We start from the raw sequence: 6,146 nt of genomic DNA, 5'->3' as shown, positions 1-6,146 counted from the left end.
CCGGATGCGTCATCTAAGGTCTACGGATCGTGGAGCGAGTGAGTGCCGTGTGACCAAGACCAGCCCGCCCCAGGACCCTGTCCGTGACAGAAACGAGCCGGACTTTCCCTTCCCGGACTCCGATCCAATAAAGGAAGAGATCGAAGAGAGCAAAGCACACCATCATCGCCCCCGCGATCCGCTGCCGCCCATGGGGGAGTTCGGGCTGAAACGCGGCATCCGCCCGTGGATGGCCAACCTGATCGCCATCGGGGGGATCATCGGCTCCTGCTATTTCCTCGGCACTGGGTATCTCATATCAGAGATGGGCCCAAGCGTAATCCTCCTCTACGCCATTGGCGGCCTCATCATCTACACCGTGATGCAGTCATTTGCCGAGTTGCTGGTCAATGTCCCGCGCCAGGGCAATTTCATCAGCTACTCGGCAGAGTTCATCTCCCCCACCTGGGCCGTAGGTACCGGCTGGAGCTACTGGTTCAACTGGTGCGCGTATATTCCATCGGAGGCTGTGGCAGGGGGCATCATCATGCATGTCTTTGTCCCGACGGTGCCGGTGGTATTGTGGGCGGTTGCGTTCCTCCTCATGATCACCCTCCTGAACCTAATCCATGTGGGGGGATTCGGCCTTGTGGAGAGTTCGCTTGCGATCATCAAGATTGTGCACAACATCATCTTCTGCGTTGTCGCGGCCCTCATTGTTCTCGGGCTCATCGGTACCGCCGGCTTCATCGGGACGAGCGTTGTCTTCCCGCCGGGTGGGAACCTGTATGACGACATCTTTCCGGCCGGGGCCTTCATCCTTGTCGCCAACATGGCCTTAATCCTCGTCAACTTCCAGGGCTCGGAGATTGTAGGCCTTGCTGCCGCAGAGACCCAGAACCCGAAGCAGACGGTGCCGAAGGCCTGCCGCCAGGTGGTCCACCGGATCATCCGCGTCGATATCCTCCCCATCCTGTTCCTCATTCTCATCATCCCGTTTGCCGAGGCGGGGCTTACCGACAGCGTCTTCTCGACGGCACTTGCGAAGTACGGGTTCCAGGAAGCAGCAGCCGTACTCTCTTTCATTGTCCTGACCGCGGCATTCTCCTGCGCCAACAGCGGGTTCTACGGGGCGGTGCGAGCCCTCTACGGCCTCTCGATCGAGGGGATGGCGCCCCGGTTCCTCTCGCGGCTGAACCGCAACTGCGTCCCCATGGTGGGCACGCTCGTCACGCTTGCGTGCTGCTGGCTTGTCCTCTCGCTCTGGTGGTTCACGAACGGCGAGGGCCAGCTTTACATCTGGCTCCTTTCCGTCTCGGCCTTCACTGGTGCCATCTGCTGGATCTCCATCTGCTGGGCGCAGGTGGTCTTCCGCAGGAGAATTTACGAGCGCGGGTATACCGATGCCGATATTGTTGCACCAGCCCCGCTCTCCCCGTGGATGCCGGTTATTGTCGGGGTCATACTTGAGGTCATCGCCCTCGTCGTGCTTGCGTTCAATCCTGCACTCTCCGGGTCGCTGTACCTGTCGGTGCCGGTCCTCTGTGTCCCCATGTTCATCTACTGGGTCGGAAGGCGCACCAACCGTCTGAAGGCATTCAGGTACCTGAACCGTGACGAGAAGTCCTTTGACGAGCTCTTCCCGGACAAGCGGGTGAAGCAGTAACACTCTTTTTCCTGCAATCAGGATGAAAAAAAGAAATGAATAGAACGGGGGATTATCCCCGGCCGAGCTGCTGGTGGGCGCGGGCAAGGTGCTGGGCCGCAAGGGCACCAAGAAGGGAGAGTTCGCCGGCAAGGACGCCGGCGCCGATAATTTCCGCGAGTTTCCTCGCATTCGTACCCGGAGGAGTACCGCTACCGGCAACACCGAGGAGTTGTAAACACTCCTGCTGGGTGTCGACCGCGGTCCCCCCGCCAACAGTACCCACCGGAAGGGATGGCAGCGTGACGGAAACATAAACCCCGGTCTCTGTCTGGTCGACCGTGGTGATGCAGGTGCTCCCGTCGATCGCGTGGGCCGCGTCCTGGCCGCAGGCGATGAACATCGCGGCAACGATGTTTGCGGCATGCGCATTGAACCCCATGGCACCGGCCCGGGCAGAGCCGACCAGGTTCTTCCGGTAGTTCACCTCGAAGAGGGACTGCGCGTCGGTCTTGAAGATCGTTTTGATCTGTTCATGGGTGAGGGCGACCCCGGCAACCACACTCCGGCCCCGGCCCATGATACTGTTGATCGTGGCGGGTTTTTTGTCGGTGCACATGTTGCCTGAGAGGGCGATGAGCCGTGCGCCGGTGCCCTGTGCAATCATGTCTGCGACCTTTGCGCTTGCGATGGTGACCATGTTCATGCCCATCGCGTCCTTGGTGTCGAACTCCATCCGGACATAGACGCTGGTGCCGGTCACGAACGTGACAATCCCGGTCAGTTTCCCATGGGAGGTCGTGCTCTCGGCCGCGGCCTTGAGCTCGTCGTGGTGTGCTTTCACCCAGTCGCCAACCTGCACCGCGTGGCTTACGCTCTCCGTGGCAAAGACAGGTGCCCGGGTCATGCCGTCATGGATGATGCGCACGTCTGCACCCCCGGCCTTCGTAATCGCGTTGCACCCGCGGTTGACCGAGGCGACAAGGGCCCCTTCCGTTGTCGCGAGCGGGAGCCAGTACTTCCCGCTGGCACAACCCCCGTTGACGAGGACCGGCCCGGCAACACCGACCGGAACCTGCACGGTCCCGATCATGTTCTCGCAGTTGCGCTTTGTCACGCGCTCCACATCGATGCTGAAGATACCGATGTTATCGAGTTTTGTACCGGTCTCCTGCTCGATAAACCCGCGCCGGACACGGATAGCATCGATGGGCATGAGTTCCTTTTCCAGTTCGTAGATCTTCAGCGTCCCGTCTTTCAGTTTTGCGTGGATAACGGCATCCCTCTCTTGGTCCTGACCTGATTGTGCGCCGCCGTCCTGCCCGCTGCGGCGCTGTGCATCATCAGCCATGATTACTTATTAGCACCTATACCGTAATGATACACGTGGTTAAAAGGCAGGCCGGCCAGTGGGGGATCCGGGTCCCCGCACGGCAAGGGGAAGAGGTGCGGCAGGCGCTGATACGGGAGGGTGCGCTTGATCCCTCGCTTAAGGTCCTGCGCGAGGGTCCCGACCTCATCCTGCCGCTCCGAGAGGAGCGCGAGGGGGCGTCCTGGTTCGAGTTCGAGGCGCACCCGGGCAGGGAACCGCTTCCCCGGCACGAGCTGGTGGGCGGGATTGCTATCATGCAGGAACAGGACCCCGGGGGAGCTGAGGCACTCCTGAAATCCCGCCCCTCGCTCCACACCGTCGTCTCCGCGGAGGGGGAAGTCCATGGGGAGTACCGGACGCGGGAGTTCTCCATCCTTGCCGGGAAGCCGACAACCCGCACGTTCGTGACCGAGCACGGGTATTCATTTGCCGTGGACCTTGCCGGCGCCTACTTCTCGGCCCGGCTCTCCACTGAGCGCCAGCGCATCCTCGCCCAGGTACGGGGAGGAGAACTTGTCCTTGATATGTTTGCAGGGGTAGGGCCGTTTGCGATCACGCTTTCAAAGCAGGCATCCCTTATCGTAGCATCGGATCTCAACCCAAAAGCAGTTGCCATGATGCTTGAGAACCTGGACAGGAACCGGGTAGAAAATGTTCTCCCGCTGCTCATGGACGCCCGGCACCTTGTCCGGATTCTTCCGTGGCGGTTTGACCGGGTGGTCATGAACCTGCCCCTTGCCGGCACAGAATTTTTGTCAGAAGCGTTCCGGCTCGTGCGGCCGGGCGGGACGATCCACTTCTACTCGCTGGTATCTGCCGAAAGGGAGCACGAAGCGCGGATCCGCGAACTGGGCGGGACCGTCACCTCCGAGCGTGTTGTGCGTTCATATTCGCCTGCCCAATGGCACGCGGTGTACGACATTCTGGTGAAGAGTTGATAACCAATCACGCATGATATTTCACCACATGAGCAGCCCGGTCAGGATCCTTGTTCTCGGCGCCGGGGCGGTAGGGCTTCCGCTTGCCGCAAAACTCTCCCGGGTCGCTGACGTTGTTGCGGTAACAAGGGAACAGTATGCCTCGGGGATCTCCCGGAGCGGTTTCTCCATCCACGGTGCATGGGGTGATGAATCCTTCAGCTTTCCCTGTGTCAGTACTCTTGAAGGCAACGAGCCGTTTGACTATGTCCTTGTCACGTCAAAGTCGCAGGATACAGACAGCATCTGCCGGCAGTATAAGGACCTGGTAGGTGCTGCCGATGTGGTCAGTTTCCAGAATGGTATCGGCAATGAGGAAACGATTGCACAGTACACAGATCATGTCATTGGCGGCGTTGTCCTTACCGGGTTCGTGCGGGAAGGGGACTGCGCTGTCCAGGTTACGGCTAATGCGGGGCCCCTGCAGATCGGCCGGTTCCCGGAAGGGCTGGATGCGGGGGTCATGGGCCTTGCCGATATCCTGACAAAGGCCGGAATCCCTGTTGAACCCACCGGACATATCAAGGGAAAACTCTGGTCCAAGAACCTCATCAACTGTTCCTTAAACCCACTCAGTGCCATTACGGGTGTCGCGTACGGGGACCTGCGGGGGCCGGACAGCTGGCACATCATTGAACAGATCGTCAGGGAGATCTACGTCGTTGTCCAGAGGGAAGGCATACGTCTCGAATGGAGGGATCCCGATACTTTCCTCGGGTACCTGCAGGGAGCCCTGATCCCGGTGATGGCCCGGCACCGGTCCTCCATGTTGCAGGACATTTTACATGGGCATAAAACCGAGATCGATTACCTGAATGGTGCGGTCGTCAGGGAGGGAGAGCGGCTGGGTATTGCGACACCCTATAATGCGTGCATATCCGATCTTATCCGGTTCAGGGAATCCGCCTGGGGCATGATACGGTCATGAAGAGCGCTCTCATTGGGGGGCATTGTTCCGGAACCTGGTGACGATCAGGGTTTTTTTTTGAAAGGGAAGGAAAGAGCCGGAAATCACCGGCCATCGTTCACTGGTATTCCAGCACCATTGCCGCCCATGTGAACCCGATTGCACTCCCGGCAAGGACGACGAGGTCGCCCGGCTTGATCCTCCCCGATTTGCGGGCCCGTGCCAGGCAGAAGAGGGTATCGACAGGGCCCATATGCCCGTACTCCTTCATTGTCCTCATGGTCTTAGACTCGTCAAGCCCGAGCTCCGCAAGGAGGCTGTCCGTGATGCTCTTCTTCACCTGGTTCGTAAAAAGGTGGTCGATGTCCCGGACGGTATGTCCGCTGCTCTTCAGTGCATCGCTGATAACGGCAAGGTAATTCTTCAGGTAGGTTTTGGCGAATATCCCGTCGAGTGCTGCCGGATCCGTCACCCGAAGGAAACAGTCCTCCCGGCAGATCGCAGGACCGGCCATGGGCTGGCGGGTCCCCCCGCAGGGAACCTTCACGTAATCCACAAGAGATCCGTCAGTGATGCTTGCATAGGAGAGCAGCTTGTTCTGCCGGTGGTTCTTTTTCAGCACGGATGCTGCTGCGCCATCGGCGAAGGAGAAGGATGAGACTGCCGTCTTATCAGTGTAATTGACCGCCATGGAGAGCTTGTCGCTGCATACCACCAGGGCGTACTCCTTTTTGGGATCGCCAACGAGGATGTCCCTGCAGACGCTGAGCGCAAGGTTACCCCCGTTGCAGCCATTCCTCACCTCGAACGCGTACGCCTTGTGTGCCCCGATCTCCCCCTGGATCTTTGCTGCCGGGGACCAGAAATGATAATCGTAAAATCCCAACCCCCCGTACACGATCACATCGATCTCTTCCGGGGAGATTTTGGCGTCCTCTATCGCCCGGCCTGCGGCCCGGATCCCCATCTCCGCCGGGTGTTCGTCCGGGCCGGCGATATGTTTTCTTTTAATCCCGATCTTTTCGGAAAAGACCGACTCATCGATTCCCGTCCACTCTGCCATCTCGCGGCTGGTAACCGTGTTTTTCGGGAGATAGTATCCTATCCCCGATATGCCAACGGTTGCTCTCCGGGAACCTTGCGAAGATACCATGTCAGTTTCCAAATATACTGCTGATCGAAAAGGTACGCAGTGATCTGCCTTAATAATTGGTCAGTGGTGAATCGGCCGGCGGTTTTCCGCCGATTGTAGACTGTTAACAAATG

Annotated in this window: 5 protein-coding genes; 3 read left to right on the top strand and 2 right to left on the bottom strand. The window is 59.2% G+C overall.

The genetic code is table 11. From position 1 onward, the window contains the following. Positions 1–49: 49 nt before the first annotated feature. Positions 50–1,645, top strand: coding sequence for an amino acid permease (locus tag CW742_RS05450; protein WP_292417567.1), 1,596 nt, complete (start codon positions 50–52; stop codon positions 1,643–1,645). Positions 1,646–1,697: 52 nt separating this feature from the next. On the opposite strand, the gene hmgA is transcribed toward CW742_RS05450, so the two are convergent. After that, positions 1,698–2,975, bottom strand: a complete 1,278-nt coding sequence (gene hmgA, locus CW742_RS05445) for a hydroxymethylglutaryl-CoA reductase (NADPH) (RefSeq protein ID WP_292417565.1) — start codon at positions 2,973–2,975, stop codon at positions 1,698–1,700. 26 nt (positions 2,976–3,001) lie between these two features. Between hmgA and CW742_RS05440 the strand changes: the two genes are divergently transcribed. After that, positions 3,002–3,934 (top strand): class I SAM-dependent methyltransferase family protein, encoded by a 933-nt coding sequence (locus CW742_RS05440; protein ID WP_292417562.1) that lies wholly within the window; start codon positions 3,002–3,004, stop codon positions 3,932–3,934. A 28-nt stretch (positions 3,935–3,962) separates the two neighbouring features. After that, positions 3,963–4,901 (top strand): ketopantoate reductase family protein, encoded by a 939-nt coding sequence (locus CW742_RS05435; protein WP_292417559.1) that lies wholly within the window; start codon positions 3,963–3,965, stop codon positions 4,899–4,901. Between the two features lie 97 nt (positions 4,902–4,998). Here CW742_RS05435 and CW742_RS05430 read toward each other — a convergent pair whose 3' ends face one another. After that, positions 4,999–6,033: a 3-oxoacyl-ACP synthase gene (locus CW742_RS05430; RefSeq protein WP_292417557.1), complete on the bottom strand. Its 1,035-nt coding sequence runs from the start codon at positions 6,031–6,033 to the stop codon at positions 4,999–5,001. Positions 6,034–6,146 lie beyond the last annotated feature (113 nt).

Origin of the sequence: Methanoregula sp. (assembly GCF_002835825.1) — an archaeon.
Classification (GTDB): Archaea; Halobacteriota; Methanomicrobia; order Methanomicrobiales; family Methanospirillaceae; genus Methanoregula.
The sequence above is the reverse complement of the archived record's forward strand: the minus strand, read 5'-3'. Positions and strand labels throughout refer to the sequence as shown.